The sequence below is a fragment of the Hypericibacter terrae genome (genome assembly GCF_008728855.1).
Lineage (GTDB): Bacteria > Pseudomonadota > Alphaproteobacteria > Dongiales > Dongiaceae > Hypericibacter > Hypericibacter terrae.
The window spans coordinates 5100493-5118805 of record NZ_CP042906.1 but is presented as its reverse complement, the minus strand read 5'-3'; the positions used below and the strand labels follow the sequence as shown (position 1 = coordinate 5118805).

Here is an 18313-nt window from a genome sequence, read left to right as displayed (position 1 = left end):
CTCATGATCAAGCTGCCGGTCGACGACATACTGCCGGAACTCAAGCAGACGCTCGCGCGCTCACCCAATGCGGTGCTGGTGGCGCCGCCCGGCGCCGGCAAGACCACGCGCGTGCCCCCGGCGCTGCTCGACGAGCCCTGGGCCCAGGGTGGCAAGATCCTGGTGCTGGAGCCGCGCCGGCTGGCCGCGCGCGCGGCCGCGAGGCGCATCGCGCAGGAGCGCGGGGAATCCGTCGGCGACACGGTGGGGTTCCGCGTGAGGCTGCAGGCGGCGGTGGGTCCGCGCACGCGCATCGAGTTCCTGACGGAAGGCTTGTTCGCGCGGCGCATCCTGTCCGACCCGGGCCTCGAGGGCGTGGCGGCGGTGCTGTTCGACGAATTCCATGAGCGCAGCCTCGATGCCGATCTCGGCATGGCGCTGGCGCTCGACGCCCAGCGCCATCTGCGCGACGACCTGCGGCTCCTCGCCATGTCGGCGACGCTCGACGGCGCCCGGGTGGCGAAGCTGCTCGGCGGCGAGCGCGGCGACGCGCCCCTGATCCGCAGCGAGGGCCGGCTCTTCGAGATCGAGACTCATTATCTCGGTCGCGAGCCGCGCCGGCCGATCGAGCCGCAGGTGGCGGATGCGGTGCTGCAGGCGCTGCGTGCCGAGAGCGGCAGCCTCCTCGTCTTCCTCCCCGGCGCGCGTGAAATCCGGCGCGTCGAGCGGCTGCTGACGGAAAGCATCGCCGACGCCGACGTGATCCTGGCGCCGCTGTTCGGGGCGATGGAAGGCGGCGAGCAGGATCTCGCCATCGCGCCCGCGGCCAAGGGCAAGCGCAAGATCGTGCTCGCGACCTCGATCGCCGAGACCAGCCTCACCATCGAAGGCGTGCGGGTGGTAATCGATTCCGGCCTCGCGCGCGTGCCGCGCTACGACCCGGCCAAGGGCATGACCGAGCTCGCCACCGTACGCGTCTCGCGCGCCGCCGCCGACCAGCGCCGCGGCCGGGCCGGGCGAACCGAGGCCGGCGTCTGCTATCGCCTCTGGGACGAAGCCGAGACCCGCGCCCTCGAACCCTTCGCGCGACCGGAGATTCTCGAGACCGACCTGGCGGCGCTGGCCCTGGCGCTGGCGGAGTGGGGCGCGGCCGATCCGGGCGATCTCGCCTGGCTCGATCCGCCGCCCAAGGCGGGGTTCTCGGCCGCGCGCGAGCTGCTCGTCGGCCTCGACGCGCTGGATCCGCAGGGGCGGATTACCCCGCATGGAAGGGCGCTGGCGCGCCTGCCCTTGCCGCCGCGCCTCGCCCATATGCTGCGGGCCGCGGCCGAACGCGGCGAAGGCGCGCTCGGCGCCGAGATCGCGCTGCTGCTGACCGAGCGGGGTCTCGGCGGCAATGACAGCGATCTGCGCCACCGGCTCTCGCTTTTCGGCAATGACCGCAGTCCCCGCGCGCGCGATGCGCGCCGGCTCGCGGAGAATTGGGAGCGCCTCGCGGCGCCGGAAGGAAAGCGCGCGGCCGGGGAAACGGCGCGCGATCTGTCGCGCACCGGCGCGATCCTGGCGCTCGCCTATCCCGACCGCGTGGCCCAGGCGCGGCCCGGCAAGCGCGGCGAATATCTGCTGGCCAATGGCCGCGGCGGTCGCCTCGAGGCCGCGGACTCGCTGGGGCAGGAACCTAATCTCGCCGTGGCCGAGATCGCGGGCGAGGCGGCCTCCGCACGCATCCTGCTCGCGGCCGCGATCACGGAAGCCGAGATCGAAAGCGATTTCGCGGCCCATATCGAGGAGACGGAAGAGATCGCCTTCGATCCGGCGACGCGCGGCGTGAAGGCCCGAAAGCTGCGCTGCTTCGGCCAGATCGTTCTGGGCGAGTCCAGGCTCGACCGGCCCGAGGCGGAGGCCGTGGCGAGAGCGCTGATCGACGGCTTGCGCGGGCTCGGGCTTGAGTCGCTGCCCTGGAGCGATCACCACCGGCAGTTCCGCGCCCGCGTCGGCTTCATGCGCCACGCCGAGCCGGCCCAGGACAGCGGGAATGGCTGGCCGAATATGAGCGACGCGTGGCTGCAGGACCATCTCGCGGAATGGCTCGGTCCCTTCCTCGCCGGCAAGCGCCGGCTCTCGGACATGGAGGCCCAGGATCTGAGCCACGCGCTCGATGCGATGCTGACGGCGGACCAGCGCCGGCGGCTGCCGCGCGCGGCCCCCACTCATCTCGTGCTGCCGACAGGCCGCGAGGCGGCGATCGATTACAGTGCCGATGGCGGACCGACGCTCTCGGTCAAGTTGCAGGAGCTGTTCGGCCTGGCGCAGCATCCGAGTCTGGCCGAAGGTCGTGTGCCGATCACGCTGGCGCTGCTTTCGCCCGCGGGACGTCCGGTCCAGGTGACGCGCGATCTGCCGGGCTTCTGGCGCGGCTCCTACAAGGCGGTGCGCTCGGAGATGCGCGGGCGCTACCCGAAGCATCCCTGGCCCGAGGACCCGCTGACGGCACCGCCAACCGCGCGGGCCAAGCGGCCCGGCAGCCCGCACTGATCTGATGCCCTGAAAATACGTTCATCTCCAATCATTTATATATGCAATTGCAAATCATTTGCATTTGCAATAGCCTCCGCTCTCTTGAGATCGACAGCCCGGAGGAAGTGAGCGGCATGAGTGCTTCGGCAGGCGGACCGGCAGGCATCGGTGAATTCGGCGGCGGACCCGCGCTGCTCTCGGAATTGGAGCTGCCCGAGCGGTTGATGGTCTGGGCCTTCCGTTGCTGGATCGCGCCGCTCTCGCTCAAGGGCTACATCCTGCGCGAGTTCGCGCGCCGCTTCGGCAGCCGGGAGTCCGAGCGCGCGCTGCAGGAGTTCGTGCGCTTCGTCGAGGCGCTGCACGGGCAGACGCAGCGCGTGCTGCATTTTCATCATCCCTGCTGTCCCTGCGTGGGTCGTGACGAGATGGTGATCCTGGGGCTGCTGGCCTCGGCGCAGGCCGCCGACAATGAGGGATCGCGCGCGGCCGCCTTCGCGCTCACCGGCTCCAACCGGATCGCCGCGCTGCTTTCGGCCTCGCGCGTCCTGAGCGCGCGGATGGCGGACAACGACCTCTTCCTGCCGGCGCGCGAGGCCAGCCGGGTCGCGGTCATGGCGGTGAACGACAATGCCCAGCGACCTTGGCTGCAGTGACCGGGACGCCATGAATGACGGCGCCGGGATGTCCCCCGGTGCCGACACAACCCTCGATCCCGTTGCCCGCAAGACGGCCCCGCGGCCCTTCCCCGCCGCGTTCGATCCCGGCGCGGCGTCCCTCTGGTTGGCAGGGTGGCTCATCCCCTTGGCATGACGCAGGCGCTGTGCTGTGGTCTTGCTCTCGCCGGCCACGGGGGAAGCGTCATGATCGAGCTCTATACCGCCGCCACCACGAACGGTCAGCGCGCCTCGATCATCCTCGAGGAATGCGCCATCCCCTATCGGGCCCATAAGGTCGATCTGCAGCAGGGCGAGCAGCGTTCGGCTGCCTTCCTGGCGCTCAACCCGCGCGGGCAGGTGCCGGTCCTGGTCGATCCGCAAGGCCCCGGCGGCAAGCCGCTGACGATCGCGCAGAGCGGCGCCATCGTTCTTCATTGCGCCATTACGAGCGGAAAGTTCCTCCCTGCCGATCCGGCGCGGCGGCCACTGGTGCTCCAGGCCTTCATGGCCGCGATGTCCGATTGCTCGCCCTGGAGCGGCGCGCTCTTCGTGACCGAGGAGCGGGTGCCGGATCGCTCGGCGAAGAATGCCGACTTCATCCGCAACACACTGCTGTTGCATTTCAAGGAAGCCGATCGCCTGCTGGGGTTGAACGATTATCTGGCGGGCGAGGTCTCGATCGCGGATTTCGCGCTCTATCCGACCTACAATTACCGGGCGCCGCTGCTGCATGAGGGTGGCAAGCTGCCGAACCTGAAACGTTGGGCGGCAGCGATGGCGGCGCGGCCGGCCCTCCAGCGCGGCATGAGGGTCCCGGCCTAGACGAAGGCGCCGGCTTCGCGGGCGCTACTGGGTGCCGGTCGGCGACAGGGGATGCGCGTCGCGGCTCGCGGCGTCGAGCGTCGCCAGGAAGCGGTGGGCCCACCAGGCGGCCCCGTCGGCCTTGAGCTGCTGCATCATCGCCTGCCAGCGCGCGTGCCGCTCCTCGAACGGCATGACGAGGGCGGCATGCATCGCATCCGCCATGGAATCCGCGTCGAACGGGTTGACCAGCAGCGCCGCTGTCAGGCTCTCGGCGGCGCCCGCGAAGCGCGACAGGATCAGCACGCCGGGATCCTGGGGCGGCTGGGCCGCGACATATTCCTTGGCCACCAGGTTCATGCCGTCGCGCAGCGGCGTCACCAGCCCGATCCGGCTCAGGCGATAGAACCCCGCCAGCACGGGCCGCGTCAGCGCCTTGTTGAGATAGCGCAGCGGCTGCCAGTCGAACTCGGCGTGCTTGCCGTTGATGCGGCCCGCGATCTGCTCGAGCTCGCGGCGCAGCGTCCGGTAGGCCGCTATCTCGCCGCGCGAATGCGGCGCGATCTGAAGATAGGTGACTTTCGACCTGTGCTCGGGCCAGCGCTCGAGCAATTGGCCATAGGCGCGAAATCGGCTCGGCAGGCCCTTGCTGAAATCGAGCCGATCGACGCCGATCGCGAGCTGCCGGCCGGCCAGGCTTTCCTTGAGGCGGACCGTCTCGTCGCCGCTTCCGGATTCCGCCGCGAGTTCGGCAAAGGCGGCCGCGTCGATCCCAACGCCGAAAGCACCCATTCGGCTGTGCCGGCCAAACACCTCGAACTTTCCGTCGGCTCGAACTTCGCCCCCCAGGCTGCGAACCACGAAGCCGTGGAAGCAGCGCCGATCGCGCTCGGTCTGCAGACCGACGAGATCGTAGCTCGCGAAGCATTCACCCAGGCTCTCATGCGCCGGCAGTGACTCGAACAGATCGGCCGGCGGGAAGGGCGTGTGCAGGAAAAAGCCGATCGGATTCTCGACGCCGAGCTTTCGCAACTCCTGTCCCAACGGAATCAGATGATAGTCATGGACCCAGATGCGATCCCATGGCCGCAGCAATGGCTTCAGTGCCGCCGCCATCGCGCGATTGACCGCCATATAGCCGTGATAATCTTCCCGATGGAAATCCAAGAGTCCAAGCCGGTAATGCAGCAGCGGCCAGAGGCAGGCATTGGAGAAGCCGTTATAGAAGCGCTCATAGTCTTCACGTCCGAGATCCATGACCGCGTAGGTCATTCGGCCCGCGCGCGTGAAACGCAGTTCGCCGCTGGTCTGGTCGGTGACTTCGCCGCTCCATCCGAACCAGAGCCCTTCGGCCTTTCCGAACACGTCGCGGAGCGCCACGGCGAGGCCGCCCGCCTGGGTCCCGCGCTGTCGCGGCAGGGGGACCCGGTTCGAAACGATTACGAGCCGTTCCAAAACCCCTCCTCCCAGCTCTTGCTGAGCCGCATGCAGGCGCCGATCAGACCGACCATCGAGTAGGTCTGCGGCATGTTCCCCCAGAGCTCGCCGGTGGCGGGCGCCACATCCTCGGACAGGAAGCCCGAGGAATTCCGGCTGGCCAGCAGCGACTCCAGGATCTCGCGCGCCTCTTCCGGGCGGCCGACGCGCGCGAGCGAATTCACATACCAGAAGCTGCAGACGGTAAAGGCGCTCTCGGGCGAACCGAAATCGTCCGGCGCGATATAGCGCATCATATGCGTGCCCCGCCGGAGCTGCTTCTCGATCACGTCGAAGGTCGAGAGGAAGCGCGGATCCCTGGGCGGAATAAAGCCCAGTTCGGGCCAGAGCAACAGGCTCGCATCGATCTCGGTGCCGTCGAAGGCGCTGACGAAGCATTTGAGTTTCGGATTCCAGGCTCGCTCCAGGATTTCAGTTCGCAAGCTCTCGGCCGTATGTTTCCAATGATGGGCCTTGTCGGCGAATCCAAGCCGCGCGGCGATCTGAGACAGATGATGACAGCCGGCCCAGCTGGTGACCGCCGAATAGCTGTGGATCGCCTGGTGGCCGCGAAACTCCCAGGGGCCCGCATCCGGCTGCACGCCCAAGGTGGCCGCCGCGTTGCCCACCTGCTCGAGGCGCTCGAACAAGGCGGCATCGCCGCGCTTGGGCAGGCGCTCGTCGAAGAACATCTGCGCCGCCGCCATGATCACGCTGCCATAGGAATCGTTCTGGGTCTGCAGCGCCGCAGCATTGCCGACGCGTACTGGCCCCATGCTGCGGTAACCCGCCAGGTGCGGAGCCGTGGTCTCCTCGGCCGAAGTCGAAGGCACGATCGGATAGAGCGGCTTGAGCGAGGGCGCGGGCTCGATCGCGAGGAGATTGGTGATATAGCGGATGAAGTCTTCCATGGTGCGCGTCGCGCCCAGGCGATTGAAGGCGCGCACCACGAAATAGGCGTCGCGCAGCCAGCAGAAGCGGTAGTCCCAGTTGCGCCCGCTATTGGCGGATTCGGGAATCGAGGTGGTGAGCGCCGCGACCACGGCGCCGGTCTCCTCGTAAGAGCAGAGCTTCAAGGCAAGGGCGGCGCGCAGCACCGCGGACTGCCATTCGAACGGCACGTTGAGGTAGCGTGCCCAGTCCTGCCAGTAACTGAGTGTCTCCTCGTAATAGTGTCGCGCCAGGCTGGGAAGCGAATCGGCGATCACCTCGTCGCCTCCCAGGGTCATTGTCACCGGGGTTTGCAGGACAAAAGGCGATTCGTCGGCGAGATAGGCGAGCGGCGCATCCGTCGTCAGCCGCAGCACGAAATCAGGGCCGATATAGCGGATGCTGTTGCTGCCGGACATCTTCTGCGGCGGCACCGCCCCATAACGGAAATGCGGTCGGGTGCGGACTCGGATCACGGGGTGGCCGCGCACCGGCTCGATCCGGCGGACCAGCTGTGCGGGACGGAAAATACGGCCGTAATGCTTGAAGCGTGGCGCGAAATCGGTGATGCGGATCTCGTCGCCTTCAGCGCTGCTCAGATGCGTCACCAGGATCGCGGCATTGCCGACATAGCTCTGCCGGCTCTCGACCGTGCCGCGCAGCTCGACGTCCCAGAAGCCGGCCTCGGGATCCTCGCCATTGAGCAACGCGCTGAAGACGGGATCGGCATCGAGACGGGGATGGCAGTGCCAGACATGGCGGCCGCGGCGGTCGATCAGCGAAGCCACGATGCAATTGCCGATCGCCGCCAGATCGAGATTGGCTTGAGGCGGGGAAGCGGGCTTCATGAAGCAAATTTCATGGCAATGATCTCACTGCGCGGCGGTCACCCCGCGATCGAACCGGATGGAGAGCTCGCGCAGCCAGGCCCGCGTCGCGGCCGGCGAAGGCAGGAAGCCGTCGGCCAGGAGATCGCGCTTATCGCCCACGCGAATGGCGCAGCCCGAATGGGCGCGCGAGGCGGCCATCCCGGCACGATCGGTTTCATCGTCGCCGATGAAGATCGGCACACGCTCTTTGAATGGGGCCACCATCATCAGCGCCCGCACCACATCTCCCTTGTCGAAGTTCTTCGGCTTGATCTCAAAAACGAATTTTCCTTCCAGCAGTTCCAGCGCGTCTGCTTCGGTGGCTATGAGTCGGTGGAGCGTCGTTTTGAGCTCATAGGCGACACCAGGATTCTGACGATAGTGAATTGCGATCGAACGGCCCTTGTCTTCGAGCAGCAGCCCCTTCCAGCTCGGCAGGATCGTCTCGACGCGTGGCCGCAGCCGGTTCAGCGCGGCCACGAAAATCAGTTCCTGGCGCGGCTGGCGGGCGGGTCCCCGCATCTCGCCGCCATGCTGAGCGCCTACGACAAAACGGTGTGTCGAGAACAGGCGGTCCACGTCGGTGAGGCTGCGGCCGGTGACGAGCGCCAGCGCGCCGTCGAGCTGCAACTCGAGCGTTCTCAGCACAATCATAAGCGTGTCGGGGACCACCACCGATTGCGGCGTCGCGGCGAGGTCGATCAAAGTGCCGTCGATATCGAGGAACAGCGCCAAGCGACGGCGAAGCTCGTCCGGCTCCAGGCGATTCAGGCGCATCGCCGGCGAGCCGGGCTGCAATTCCAACGGGGGCAAAGCCTGCTGCATCGGCCGAATCGCGGCAATTCCTTCTGCCAGGGGTGAACGGGAAATGCCGCAGTGACCTCCGATCACGGATGATTCGGGATGCACCGCGGGGCAGGGCGTTTCGGGGACGCCCTAACCAAACGACAAAGGCGGGGCCTGTCAACCCTTGATCGACCGGCGTGGTATCGCTATCCGCTGCGAATCCTCGATCTCCGTCGCGGATTTCTGCAGGCATCGCCGCCACGGCGCGCTTGGCGGCCCGGAGGCGGCGTTCTACCGTGTGAGCCGCCGATGCGCGACGCCGAACGAAATGCGTACGGCCGAAACGACCAGGAGCGTGGAACCCGATGGCCCAGCATGGCTATGACACCGGCCGACTCAATTTGCCCTTCGTCGGGCATTGCACTTTCGCCAAGCAGCCGATCTGCACCGATCTTGCGAAGATCGATGCGGACGTGGCGGTGCTGGGGGTGCCGTTCGACATGGGGACGCAGTATCGCGCCGGGGCGCGGTTCGGGCCCCGTGGCATTCGCGAGGCATCGACTTTGTTCTGTTTCGGCCATGCCGGCGCCTACGACCATGAGGATGACGTCGTCTATCTGCCGACCGAGAAGGTCCGCATGGTCGATGCCGGCGATGTGGACATGGTCCATACCGACACCATGACCTGCCATCGCAACACCGAGGCGGCGGTGCGCCAGATCCTGAAGGCAGGCGCGATGCCGCTCTGTCTCGGCGGCGATCACGCGATCCACGCGCCGGTCATCGCGGCATTCTCCGAGGAGAAGCCGGTCCATATCGTCCATTTCGACGCGCATCTCGATTTCGTCGACGAGCGGCATGGCGTGCGCTACGGCCATGGCAACCCGCTGCGCCGCGCGTCGGAGATGGCGCATGTGCAGGGCATGACGCAGCTCGGCATCCGCAACGTCTCCTCGTCGAACCGCGAAGACTACGAGGCGGCGCGCCGGGCGGGATCCGCGATCCTGTCGGTGCGCGACGTGCGACGGCTCGGCACGGCCGGCACGCTCGCGAAGATTCCGGCGGGCAAGCGCTACTATGTCACCATCGACATCGATGGCTTCGATCCTTCGATCGCTCCGGGCACCGGCACGCCGAGCCATGGCGGCTTCCTCTATTACGAGGTGCTGGAGATCCTGCAGGGGTTGGCGCGCCAGGGCGATGTGGTGGGAATCGATCTGGTCGAGGTGGCGCCGCATTACGATCCTACCGGCATCACCTGCTTCCTCGCGGCGCAGATCCTGATGAACTTCCTGGGCTTCATCTTCCAGGCGCGCCATGAGCGCCGGGTCTCCGCATGAAGCCGATCGCGATCGGCGCGCGCGGGGTTTATCGCATCGAGCCGAGCCCGTCGCACACGGCATCGGCGATCGGCAATGCGGGCGTGCATGTGGTTTCGACCCCCGCCCTGATCGGCTTCCTCGAGGATGCAAGCCATCGCGCGATCCTCGGCTGCTACGAAGCCGGTGAAGTCAGCGTCGGCACCAGGGTCGATATCGAGCACCTGGCGGCCGCTCCGCTGGGGCAGGCGATCGAGGCCACGGCCGAGGTCGTCGCGGTCCAGGGGCGACGCGTGGATTTCCAGGTCGAGGCGCGCCAGGGCGAGCGCGTCGTCATGCGCGGGCGCCATCAGCGCGCTGTGGTCGACCTCGCGCGCTTCCTCGCGGCCGAGAAGAAGCCCGGCTAGGCGGTCCTTCCTCCTTTTTGCGAATCATTCGCGACAACGCTTGACAGGCCTCGTCGGGGGCCTTAGATATATTTGCAAATGGTTCTTAATTGCATTTTATACACCGCCATGACGACCCTGACCCAGCGCACCAAGTTCATCGTCAAATCTCTGATTTTCTTGGTGCTTTTGGTGCTGGCAGGGATTGGCATCGCGACCGGTTCGGAACGTGGCGTCCATGACAGTGCGACAGTCCGAACGGCCATGGTCACGAGCCTGCAGGATCGGGATTTCGGTGGGTGGCATGGCCGCAACGAGGCTCGGGGATCCAGGGCAGGTGGGGGCCTGCTCTGACGGACTAGACGCCAGATTCCCGGGCTCAAACCCGGCAAGGACTTCCATCGGGATCCGCCGGTCGCGGGACCGGTTGGGCGAAACTTGGCTCTCCCCTTGTTTGCCCAGCAGTCGACCGGTGGTTCGGGCCCTCGCGACGACAGGGGCCTGCCGGTTTCCGCCCGCGTGGCGAGGGTTCGAGCGCCTCTCTCCTCGGACTTCAACTCACGCGGGCGGGACCGAAACCTTTCCGGCCCTCCCAGTGCGAATCTTCGGCCGTCACCGTTCGTCGGGCAGCGGCGGCGCGCGCGAGGGCACGGGGCTCGACTGCAGGATCGAGGTCGTGGTCTGGCCGAAGACGAGGAAGCGGTCGAGCAGGGGATCGAGCGCGTCGAGCGATTCCAGATGGATCTTCATCAGGAAGCAATCCTCGCCGGTGATGCGATGACATTCGGCCACCTGCGGCAGCGACTGGGCGAGCTTCGCGATCTTCGGCAGCTGGCCCGGCATCGGACGGATGCGGACGATCGCCGCGATCGGCAGACCAAGCGCGGCCGGATCGAGCTCGAGGCGATAGCCCTGGATGATACCGGCCTCCTCGAGGCGCTGGACGCGTTCCTTCACCGCCGGCGCTGACATCTTCACCTTGCGCGCCAGGGCGGAGATGGCGATGCGCGGATCCGCGCGCAAATGGCGGAGGAGGTCGAGATTGCGGGGATCCTGGAGCAACTTCGACAATTGAAGGCCGATTGGCCGTTTCGCTTTCGATTTCATCGAAGAATATCCGGATCTCTTTCGTCTCGATATGGAAGCGTCTGCATCCGTCGTCCGATCATAGGGCGGTCATGGATTCTTCGCCATCGTCGCAGACGCGGCCAGCCTCGCCAGTCCCGCTCGGCGCGAGGGCCGGGCGCATTCCGCCGCTGGGCTATTTCATGGCCAGCGCGGTCTTCCATTATCTGGGACCGTCCTTCGCGGTGCTGCTGTTCGCGAAGATCGAGGTGCTGGGTGTCGCCTGGCTGCGCATCGCGACCGCGGCTCTGATCTTCGGCCTGTCGCGCCGCGCCTGGCGCTTCTGGCTTCGGGCCACGCAGACCCAGCGCCTGACCGTGCTGGCGCTGGGTCTGGTGCTGGCGGCGATGAACGCAACCTTCTATCTGGCGATCGACCGGCTGCCGCTCGGCACGGTCGGCGCCATCGAGTTCATCGGCCCGATCGCGCTCGCCGCCATCGGCATGCGAACGGCGCGCAATCTGTTGGCGCTGGGCCTGGCGGTCGCCGGCGTCGCGATCCTGACCGACATCCGGCTGGCGGGCGAGCCGCTGGGCTATCTCTTCGCCTTCGCCAATGCGGGGCTGTTCCTGCTCTATATCCTGCTCGGCCATCGCATCGCTGCGTCGGGCGGTGCCGCCGGTATCGAGCGGCTGGGCGCGGCGATGGGCGTGGCGCTCCTCGCCATCACGCCCTTCGGGATCGGCGCCGCCTGGCCTGCCTTCGGCGATCCCTGGCTGCTACTGGCGGGCGCCGGTGTGGGCATCGCCTCGTCGGTCCTGCCCTATATCTGCGACCAGCTCGCCATGGCGCGGTTGCCCCGCGCGCATTTCGCGCTGCTGCTGTCGGTGCTGCCGGCGATGGCGAGCCTGATCGGGTTCGTCGTGCTGCAGCAGGTGCCGAGCCTGACGGAGCTGCTCGGCATCGGCCTCGTCGTTGCGGGCGTGGCCCTGCGCCGCGAGATCTGAACGGGTCTCGCCGACTTAAACCCCGATCAGGATTGACGCGCGACTTCCGTCAGTTTTGGGGATTTTGTTTGTGCTGATGGAATTTGAACATTGCACCGGCGATGAAGCCCGGATCGATGAACAGCGATGCCGGCCCGATGGTTTCCGGCAGATCTCCGCCGAGAAACTTGACATGGTAGCGGATCGCGTCTCCGGCGAGCGCGGGTTCGCTCAGCTCGACGATGGCGATGCCGGCCTGCCCGCCATTGTGGAAGACGAGGCTGGCATTGGGCGGATCGGCGGCAAAGCTCTCCTTTGCGGCATCCCAAGACGCCACGAACTCATCGTAGGGTATCTCGCCGACGTCGCGGTTGGGGCGCTCGCCGAAAAAGGTCGTCGCCTTGCCGATGCCATGGAGTGTCAGGATGCCGTCCTTGAAGCTCCCCGACGTCGCCGTCTGGACGAAGTCGAATTCCTCGGGTGCATCGGCCTTGGCAGCCCCGTCAGCGAAGAACAGCGTGCCCGTCACCAGCCAACCCACCGCGACAATTGCCGCGAGCGCACTTTTCCCGACCATCACCGCCTCTCTTCGGTTGCTTCGTCGCGGAGAGCAAAGATGTGAACCGCCGGCGTAACCCTGAGCCGCGAGGGCCGAGCGAGTCTCGCCTGCGTTATTGCGCGGCGCGGCCTGATCCGCGCGCGGCCTTGTGGGCGCGCGCGACGCCGAGGAAATTGTCATAAAGCCGGCGCGCCGCCAGCGTCATCGAGGCCAGCTCCTGCTTGGCCGCGGCCTCGATCTGGGGAAGGGCGTCGGCGCCGAGCCGGTCGGCCAGCGCCTTGGCATATTCCGGCACGCAGCCCCATTGCGGCACGGTCTCGCCCGTGATCTCGACATGATACTGGATGCCCCAGGCCCGCTCGCCGACCCGCATGGCCTCGACCGCGCAATCGGGCGAGCGCGCCAGCACCGTCGCCTGCGGCGGCAGCCTGGTCACCTCCACCGAATGCCATTGCAGTGCCTTCGCCTTGGTCGGCAGCCCACGAAACAGGACGTCGCGATGCGCTTCCTTGGTCAGCTCGACGCCCAGCACGCCGATCTCGGGCTTGGCCATGAGCTTGCACTCGCCGCCCAGCGCATCGGCCAGGAGCTGATGGCCCAGGCACATTCCCAGATAAGGCATGCGCCGGCCGAGCACGGCCTGGCGGATGGCGGCCTTCTCCGGGATCAGCCAGGGATGCTGCTCGGTCTGCCAGACATCCATGGGCCCGCCCATGACCCAGAGCGCGTCATAGCGATCGAGCGCCGGGATCGGTTGTCCCTCGTCGAGCTCGATCGCGTCCCAGGCGATCCCGTCGCTCTGCAGGAATTCGCGAAAGATGCCGGGATGCTCGCAGGCGATATGTTGGAAGACGAGAATGCGCATGAGGGTTTCGACCGCAATTCCGCTGACGGGTCTTCGGGCAAGCGGGCGCCAGCATAAGGCCGGCGATGGCCAGGCGTCGATGGCTCTGCGGTTCTGCTATCGAACGGCTGGCGCGCCGTCAGGCGGTGTTCAGGCGCGAACGCGAAACAGGATGGGCTCGCCGCGCAGGATGGCATCGCGGCTCTCGGCCAGTTCATAGCGCTGCGCCACCAGCGTGGCCTTGGCGGGCGGCAGGGGCGCGCTGGCACGCGGCCTGACGGTCTCGGCCTGCGCGAGGGTCTGGGCCAGGAAGGCGGCGCTGCTGCCCGCCGGCGGGGTCTGGGCGCGCGAAATTTCCGGCGCCGCCGATGCCGCAAACAGATCGGCCGAGCTCGCCGCCGCAGGCCTGTCGGCCCGCGGCAGGGCGGCTTGCCAGCGATCCTGTCTGGTAATCGATGACGATATCGGTGGCGTCACGATATCGAGCGGCATTCTTTTGTCCTCCAGGGCCGTAGGCCGGCCTCTCAATCCGATTATTGAGGCAAACGCCCGGGGGACAAGCCGAGATCGCTAACAAACATGGTTAAAATGATATTAGCCAGTTAACTTCAAATTCGAGGCAAATCCGCTGAAACCCGCCGGATTTAGCGCAAGATCGAGCGGTCCCGCGGCAACCATCTGGTTTCATAGATTCTTAAAGCCGCGGCCCCTATCGTCCGGGAAGCCGGCGAGGGATCCAGGTTAGGGCATCTGGTTTCCTGGTTGCCGCCGGCCGAATGCCTTCAGGTAGGAGGTTGTTGCCCATGACGGCGCGGTCTTGGCCGCAGACGGCCCCCGATTCCAAGGATTGGGTTCGGGACGCCATCGAGGCTTCCGGCGATCTTGTCTATGACTGGGATCTGACCGCAGACCGGATCGAGTGGGTCGGGTTGGCGAGCGGTTTCTTCGGCACGGGCGATGAGCTGGTGCCGGACTCCGGTCGCATGCTGGCCAGTCACATCCATCCCGAGGACCTGCCGCAGCGCCTCAAGGCGTTGACCGAGCATTTCAACCAGCATGCGCCTTACGACTGCGAATACCGCCTGCGCCTGCAGAGCGGCGAGGAATGCTGGGTGCATGATCGCGGCGCGGTGAAGCTCGGGGAAGGCGGCGATCCCGAGCGGCTGATCGGCACGCTGCGCATGATCAATGCGCGCAAGCAGCACGAAGCGCGGCTCGAGCGGCTGGCGAGCTTCGACGACCTCACCGGCCATTTCAACAAGCTGCGCCTGCGCGATTCGATCGACCTCTGCCTCAAGGAAAGTTACGAGGCCAACGTCACCAGCGCCTTCCTGGTGATCGGCGTCGACAATCTGAGCAAGGTCAACAACGCGTTCGGCTACCAGGCGGGCGACCAGGTGCTGATCGCGATCGGCCAGCATCTCGATCACATCCTGCGTTCCTCCGACACGGTCGGCCGCATCGGTGCCGACCGTTTCGGCGTGCTGCTGCCGCGCTGCTCCGATATCCAGATGAACCGCGCGGCCGAGCGCATCCTGCAGGCGGTGCGCGAGATGTCGATCCCCGTCGACCCGGCGCGCGTCCATGTGACGGTTTCGATCGGCGGCCTGGTGTTCCCGAATCCGGAGCATATGACGGCCGAGGACATCGTCACCCGCGCCGAGACCGCGCTGCGCCAGGCCAAGCGCGACGGGCGCGACCGCTTCACGCTCTATCAGGCCTCGCAGCAGCAGAACCTGCTGCATCGCCGCAGCCAGACCATCGTCACCGAGGTGGAGCGCGCGATCGCCGAAAACCGGCTCTGCTTCGCCTTCCAGCCCGTGGTCGATGCCGTCACGCATCAGCCGGTTTCCTATGAATGCCTGATCCGCCTCAAGAGCGCGAGCGGCGAGCTGGTGCCCGCGGCTGCCTTCGTGCCGGTGGTCGAACAGCTGGGGCTCGTGCGCCAGATGGACCGCCACGTGCTCGAGCTGGCCGCGGCGGAGCTGGCGATCCACCCCACGGTCGAGCTGGCGGTCAATCTCTCGGGCCTGACCGCTGCCGATCCGACCTGGTTCCGCGCGCTGAAGCTGCTGTTGCAGGATCGCCCGGAAATGGCCCGCCGGCTGATCTTCGAGATCACCGAGACGACGGCGCTGCAGGATGTCGAAGAGACGGCGCGCTTCATCCAGCAGCTGAAGGACCTCGGCTGCCGGCTGTCGCTCGACGATTTCGGCGCCGGCTATACCAGCTTCCGCCATCTTCAGGCGCTCAACTTCGACATCGTCAAGATCGACGGCAGCTTCATCCGCAATCTGCGCGACAACCCCGAGCATCAGCTCTTCGTGCGCAACCTTCTGGGCATGGCCGATGCCTTCGGCCTCAAGACGGTCGCCGAATGCGTCGAGACCGGCGAGGATGCGGGCTTCCTCGCCAATGAGGGTGTTCATTATCTGCAGGGCTATTATTTCGGCCGCCCGAGCCTCGAGCGGCCCTGGCTCGCCGGCAGCCAGCCGGTCGCGACCCTGCCCGCACTCAAGAGCGGCGCGAAGAAGGCCGGGGCTGCGTGATCTGATTTTTCTTGTTCCCTCCCCCTTCTTTTGGGGGAGGGCTAGGGAGGGGGCAAACGCGATCGATGTCGCGTGATCCCCCTCCCTAACCCTTCCCCCGCGAAGCGGGGGAGGGGATAACCTGGTTTGCTCAGCTCTTGTCGGTCGCGCCTTTATCGGGCGTCTTGGGCGGCTTGGCCTCGGACTTCTGTTCCTCGCGCGCCTTGCCGACCAGCGACGAGATCTCGCGCTGGATCGCTTCCAGCCGGGAACGCAATTCCTCGATCTGATCCTCGCTCTGCGGCGGCGAACCCGCCGGCGGCGTCGCATTGGCGCGCGGCGGCCCTTCGCTCGGGCGGGGCGTCGCGCCCGGGGCGCCGCCGGCCTGCGGCGGCATGCCGGCCTGGAACGGATTGAACATCCGCATCGCGCGCTCGAAGAAGACCAGATTCTGCTTGCTCATTTCCTCGAAGCGGCCGAACGGGAACATGCCGCCGAGGCTGTCATGCATGTAGCGGCGCATCTGCTCCTGGTTGCGCGCGAAGGATTCCATCGATTGCTCGAGATAGCGCGGGACCAGGAACTGCAGATTGTCGCCATAGAAGCTGATGAGCTGGCGCAGGAAGTTGAGGGGAAGCAGATTCTGCCCGCCCTTCGATTCCTCCTCGACGATGATCTGGGTCAGGACCGACCGGGTGATGTCCTCGCCGCTCTTGGCGTCATAGACCACGAATTCGACGCCGTCCTTCACCATCTGGCAGAGATGGTCGAGCGTCACATAGCTGCTGGTGGCCGTGTTGTAGAGACGCCGGTTGGCATATTTCTTGATGGTGATCGGCGCCTTGGCCCCCGATTTTTCCTCGGTCTTTTCCTCCATGCGCGTCACCTCTGTCGTCACCCGTTGCGGCGCAGCATAGCAGGATTCCGGCCCGGTTGTGCAACGCGAGGATTCTCGCCCCGCGCCGCAGCAAGTGGAAACAGGCCAAGGGCTTGGCTATAGTCGGGCCTCCGAACCAGAGGCCCAGACGTCATGGCCGAGCCGCCCGACCTCGCCCAACTGGCCAAGCGCTATCTCGATCTGTGGGAGAGCCAGCTCACGGCGTTCGGCAGCAATCCGGCGCTGCTCGATCAGGTGGCTCGCACGGTCGCGGCCATGGGCGCCACTCTGGTCGCGGCCAGCGGCGGCGTGAGCGAGGCCCCGGGAAAAAACGAGGCCCCGGGAAAGAACGAGGCCCCGGGAAAGAACGAGGACGGTCATGGCCGAAGCCGCAGCCGCAAGCAGGACGCCGCCGCCACGGCTCGGCCCCCGGCCGCTGCCGCAGCATCTCCTGACGGCAATGCTCGGCTGGACCAGCTCGCTCGCCAGCTGGCGGATCTGGAGCGCCGCGTCGCCGGCATCGAGGCCGCCCTTGCCGGAAAATCTCGCGCCGCTCGGCCTCGATCTCGCAAAGCTCGATCCTGACGATTTCGCCGCGGCGCTGGAGCGCGAGACCGTCGCTCGGCTCGACCGCCTCGCCGCCGGCATCGTCGCCTATCGGACCTTTCCCGCCCGGCGCCAGGTCGCCGAGCCGCCGGTCGCCTGGCGCGAAGGCACGACGCGGCTGCTGAAATTCGCTGCGGCGAAGGACAAGGCGAAATCCGGCGAAGGCGCCGTGCACCGGCCGGCGCTTCTCGTCGTGCCGTCGCTGATCAATCGCGCCTATGTGCTCGATCTCGACGAGGATCGCAGCCTGATGCGGTTTCTCGCGGGCGAAGGCTTCACGGCCTATCTGCTCGATTGGGATGCGCCGGGTCCGGCCGAGCGCCGCTTCGACCTCACCGACTATATCGCCGGCCGTCTCTCGCGCGCGCTCGATGCCGTGGCCGAGCGCGAGCCGGATCGTCCCATCGTGATGCTCGGTTATTGCATGGGCGGGCTGCTGGCGCTGGCGGCGGCGCAGACCCGCCAGCGCGATCTGGCGGGACTGGTGCTGATGGCCACGCCCTGGGATTTCCACGCCGAGCATCCCGAGCAGGGCAAGCTCATCGGCGCCATGGCGGCCGCGCTGGAGCCGACTTTGGCGCAACTGGGTGAGATGCCGGTCGATGCGCTGCAGGCACTCTTCGCCGGCGTCGATCCGTTCCAGATCGTCCGCAAGTTCCTCGCCTTCGCCGAGCTCGATCCGGAGAGCGACAAGGCGAAGCTGTTCGTGGCCCTCGAGGACTGGCTCAATGACGGCGTGCCGCTGGCGGCACCCGTCGCGCGCGAATGCATGACGGGCTGGTATGGCGAGAACAGCCCCGCGACCCTGCGCTGGGTGGTCGCGGGCGAGATCGTCGATCCGGCGAAGGTCCATCTGCCGTCGCTGGTGGTCATCCCCGACCAGGACCGCATCGTGCCGCCGGCCTCGGCGCTGGCGCTGGCCAAGGCGCTGCCGGGGGCCGAACGCCTGACCCCCGCCGCCGGCCATATCGGGATGGTGGTGGGCGGCAGCGCCAAGCTGAAACTCTGGCATCCCCTGGCGGCGTGGATGGCGCGGCGCGGCAACTGAACGGCAAGTCACCGGCATGGGGGCTTCGTTGCATTTGCGTGTCATGACGAGCAGCGACAAAGCCCTGCGACATCACGGGCT

General features: G+C 66.9%; 17 protein-coding genes. 9 read left to right on the top strand and 8 right to left on the bottom strand.

The features are described 5' to 3' along the window. Positions 1–3: 3 nt before the first annotated feature. From hrpB to FRZ44_RS23400, 3 genes are all read left to right on the top strand, one after another. Positions 4–2514: an ATP-dependent helicase HrpB gene (hrpB, locus tag FRZ44_RS23410; protein ID WP_151179449.1), complete on the top strand. Its 2511-nt coding sequence runs from the start codon at positions 4–6 to the stop codon at positions 2512–2514. 116 nt (positions 2515–2630) lie between these two features. Then, entirely contained in the window at positions 2631–3149 is a 519-nt protein-coding gene (locus tag FRZ44_RS23405; RefSeq protein ID WP_151179448.1) for a hypothetical protein, read from the top strand. Between the two features lie 207 nt (positions 3150–3356). Beyond that, positions 3357–3974 (top strand): glutathione S-transferase family protein, encoded by a 618-nt coding sequence (locus FRZ44_RS23400; protein ID WP_191908263.1) that lies wholly within the window; start codon positions 3357–3359, stop codon positions 3972–3974. Between the two features lie 24 nt (positions 3975–3998). On the opposite strand, the gene FRZ44_RS23395 is transcribed toward FRZ44_RS23400, so the two are convergent. From FRZ44_RS23395 to otsB, 3 genes are read right to left on the bottom strand one after another with little or no spacing between them, the layout of a single operon-like run. Further along, positions 3999–5408, bottom strand: coding sequence for an alpha,alpha-trehalose-phosphate synthase (UDP-forming) (locus FRZ44_RS23395; protein ID WP_151179446.1), 1410 nt, complete (start codon positions 5406–5408; stop codon positions 3999–4001). After that, entirely contained in the window at positions 5393–7207 is a 1815-nt protein-coding gene (locus tag FRZ44_RS23390) for a glycoside hydrolase family 15 protein (RefSeq protein WP_151179445.1), read from the bottom strand. Before FRZ44_RS23390 ends, FRZ44_RS23395 begins: the two co-directional genes overlap by 16 nt. Before the next feature lie 24 nt (positions 7208–7231). After that, positions 7232–8053, bottom strand: coding sequence for a trehalose-phosphatase (gene otsB, locus FRZ44_RS23385; RefSeq protein ID WP_151179444.1), 822 nt, complete (start codon positions 8051–8053; stop codon positions 7232–7234). A 326-nt stretch (positions 8054–8379) separates the two neighbouring features. On the opposite strand from otsB, the gene speB reads away from it, so the two are divergent. Further along, a complete protein-coding gene (speB, locus tag FRZ44_RS23380) occupies positions 8380–9354 on the top strand; it encodes an agmatinase (protein WP_151179443.1) in 975 nt (324 codons plus the stop codon). After that, positions 9351–9740 (top strand): thioesterase family protein, encoded by a 390-nt coding sequence (locus FRZ44_RS23375; protein WP_151179442.1) that lies wholly within the window; start codon positions 9351–9353, stop codon positions 9738–9740. The genes speB and FRZ44_RS23375 overlap by 4 nt, the downstream gene beginning before the upstream one ends. A gap of 591 nt (positions 9741–10331) precedes the next feature. Here FRZ44_RS23375 and FRZ44_RS23370 read toward each other — a convergent pair. Further along, complete coding sequence (locus tag FRZ44_RS23370; protein WP_151179441.1) at positions 10332–10826, bottom strand: Lrp/AsnC family transcriptional regulator; 495 nt, start codon at positions 10824–10826, stop codon at positions 10332–10334. A 161-nt stretch (positions 10827–10987) separates the two neighbouring features. Between FRZ44_RS23370 and FRZ44_RS23365 the strand changes: the two genes are divergently transcribed. Then, a complete protein-coding gene (locus tag FRZ44_RS23365; protein WP_225308416.1) occupies positions 10988–11791 on the top strand; it encodes an EamA family transporter in 804 nt (267 codons plus the stop codon). 49 nt (positions 11792–11840) lie between these two features. Here the strand turns inward: FRZ44_RS23365 and FRZ44_RS23360 are convergent, their stop codons facing one another. From FRZ44_RS23360 to FRZ44_RS23350, 3 genes are all read right to left on the bottom strand, one after another. Beyond that, positions 11841–12347 (bottom strand): hypothetical protein, encoded by a 507-nt coding sequence (locus tag FRZ44_RS23360; RefSeq protein WP_151179439.1) that lies wholly within the window; start codon positions 12345–12347, stop codon positions 11841–11843. 94 nt (positions 12348–12441) lie between these two features. Continuing rightward, the gene (locus FRZ44_RS23355; protein ID WP_151179438.1) at positions 12442–13194 is read right to left on the bottom strand and encodes a type 1 glutamine amidotransferase; all 753 of its coding nucleotides are present in this window, start codon (positions 13192–13194) and stop codon (positions 12442–12444) included. Between the two features lie 129 nt (positions 13195–13323). Further along, entirely contained in the window at positions 13324–13665 is a 342-nt protein-coding gene (locus FRZ44_RS23350) for a hypothetical protein (protein ID WP_151179437.1), read from the bottom strand. Between the two features lie 311 nt (positions 13666–13976). Between FRZ44_RS23350 and FRZ44_RS23345 the strand changes: the two genes are divergently transcribed. Next, a complete protein-coding gene (locus tag FRZ44_RS23345) occupies positions 13977–15722 on the top strand; it encodes a putative bifunctional diguanylate cyclase/phosphodiesterase (RefSeq protein ID WP_191908262.1) in 1746 nt (581 codons plus the stop codon). A gap of 130 nt (positions 15723–15852) precedes the next feature. On the opposite strand, the gene phaR is transcribed toward FRZ44_RS23345, so the two are convergent. Continuing rightward, positions 15853–16578 (bottom strand): polyhydroxyalkanoate synthesis repressor PhaR, encoded by a 726-nt coding sequence (gene phaR / locus FRZ44_RS23340; RefSeq protein ID WP_151179435.1) that lies wholly within the window; start codon positions 16576–16578, stop codon positions 15853–15855. A gap of 153 nt (positions 16579–16731) precedes the next feature. On the opposite strand from phaR, the gene FRZ44_RS27410 reads away from it, so the two are divergent. Together FRZ44_RS27410 and FRZ44_RS23330 are read left to right on the top strand one after the other, a co-directional pair. Then, the gene (locus FRZ44_RS27410) at positions 16732–17163 is read left to right on the top strand and encodes a hypothetical protein (protein ID WP_225308415.1); all 432 of its coding nucleotides are present in this window, start codon (positions 16732–16734) and stop codon (positions 17161–17163) included. Next, positions 17111–18232: an alpha/beta fold hydrolase gene (locus tag FRZ44_RS23330; protein WP_225308414.1), complete on the top strand. Its 1122-nt coding sequence runs from the start codon at positions 17111–17113 to the stop codon at positions 18230–18232. Before FRZ44_RS27410 ends, FRZ44_RS23330 begins: the two co-directional genes overlap by 53 nt. The last annotated feature ends 81 nt before the right edge of the window (positions 18233–18313 follow it).

Excerpts from the sequence above, each read along its gene's own strand:
- FRZ44_RS27410 (WP_225308415.1), top strand. The coding sequence starts at position 16,732 with ATGGCCGAGCCGCCCGACCTCGCCCAACTGGCCAAGCGCTATCTCGAT.
- FRZ44_RS23345 (WP_191908262.1), top strand. The coding sequence starts at position 13,977 with ATGACGGCGCGGTCTTGGCCGCAGACGGCCCCCGATTCCAAGGATTGG.
- FRZ44_RS23355 (WP_151179438.1), bottom strand. The coding sequence starts at position 13,194 with ATGCGCATTCTCGTCTTCCAACATATCGCCTGCGAGCATCCCGGCATC.
- FRZ44_RS23400 (WP_191908263.1), top strand. The coding sequence starts at position 3,357 with ATGATCGAGCTCTATACCGCCGCCACCACGAACGGTCAGCGCGCCTCG.
- FRZ44_RS23365 (WP_225308416.1), top strand. The coding sequence starts at position 10,988 with ATGGCCAGCGCGGTCTTCCATTATCTGGGACCGTCCTTCGCGGTGCTG.
- phaR (WP_151179435.1), bottom strand. The coding sequence starts at position 16,578 with ATGGAGGAAAAGACCGAGGAAAAATCGGGGGCCAAGGCGCCGATCACC.
- FRZ44_RS23405 (WP_151179448.1), top strand. The coding sequence starts at position 2,631 with ATGAGTGCTTCGGCAGGCGGACCGGCAGGCATCGGTGAATTCGGCGGC.
- speB (WP_151179443.1), top strand. The coding sequence starts at position 8,380 with ATGGCCCAGCATGGCTATGACACCGGCCGACTCAATTTGCCCTTCGTC.
- FRZ44_RS23390 (WP_151179445.1), bottom strand. The coding sequence starts at position 7,207 with ATGAAGCCCGCTTCCCCGCCTCAAGCCAATCTCGATCTGGCGGCGATC.
- FRZ44_RS23350 (WP_151179437.1), bottom strand. The coding sequence starts at position 13,665 with ATGCCGCTCGATATCGTGACGCCACCGATATCGTCATCGATTACCAGA.
- FRZ44_RS23360 (WP_151179439.1), bottom strand. The coding sequence starts at position 12,347 with ATGGTCGGGAAAAGTGCGCTCGCGGCAATTGTCGCGGTGGGTTGGCTG.
- hrpB (WP_151179449.1), top strand. The coding sequence starts at position 4 with ATGATCAAGCTGCCGGTCGACGACATACTGCCGGAACTCAAGCAGACG.
- otsB (WP_151179444.1), bottom strand. The coding sequence starts at position 8,053 with ATGCAGCAGGCTTTGCCCCCGTTGGAATTGCAGCCCGGCTCGCCGGCG.
- FRZ44_RS23370 (WP_151179441.1), bottom strand. The coding sequence starts at position 10,826 with ATGAAATCGAAAGCGAAACGGCCAATCGGCCTTCAATTGTCGAAGTTG.
- FRZ44_RS23375 (WP_151179442.1), top strand. The coding sequence starts at position 9,351 with ATGAAGCCGATCGCGATCGGCGCGCGCGGGGTTTATCGCATCGAGCCG.